At 47.8% G+C, this 613-nt stretch carries 1 pseudogene; it reads left to right on the top strand.

Annotated elements, in window-relative coordinates:
- Positions 1-403: 403 nt before the first annotated feature.
- Positions 404-613 (top strand): annotated as a pseudogene (locus PORUE0001_RS09285) (urocanate hydratase); the annotation flags it as partial.

Genomic DNA, 613 nt, shown 5'->3' with positions numbered 1-613 from the left:
TCTCTCCAAGGCTCTAGAGGCAGCCTCTCGAGCAAGACAATCTACACATCACCAAGAGATGATGCAGCACCTCCTCGAGCTAGCGCAGAGCGGGGTGTAGCTACTTCTATCCTAAGGGGATACAACAAAGTCTCTCCTAAGCATTCTAGCCTGCAACCACTGCGGGCTAGATGCTATACTCCTTGAGGCAAGAGACACATAAAGCGAGCCGTCTAGTACTCAGAGACTAGACAGCTCGCTTCTCTTATTGCGTCTTAGAGCAGTGCTCCCAAGAACTAACTTCTAATCTCTATCTTCTAATCTCTATCTTCTAATTTCTATTATACCCTAAGGGACATGTATACGTATCGGAGAGTTTTTAGTATCTTTGTGGGACTTGAAATTAAGATCGCAACCAGTAAATATGAAGAGAACTTGTAAGTTTACACTTGATGCTACGCTGCCCAAGTACCCCACCTTTGAGGAGGGCATCCGTCGAGCACCTGATAGGGGCTATAGCTTGACCCCTGCACAAACACGTGTGGCACTACAGAATGCGCTACGCTATGTACCTAAAGAACTCCACGCTGAGCTCGCACCCGAGTTCCTCAAGGAGCTCAAGGAGCGTGGTAAG

The organism is Porphyromonas uenonis 60-3 (assembly GCF_000174775.1).
Classification (GTDB): Bacteria; Bacteroidota; Bacteroidia; order Bacteroidales; family Porphyromonadaceae; genus Porphyromonas; species Porphyromonas uenonis_A.
This window is presented reverse-complemented; position numbering and strand designations above follow the sequence as displayed.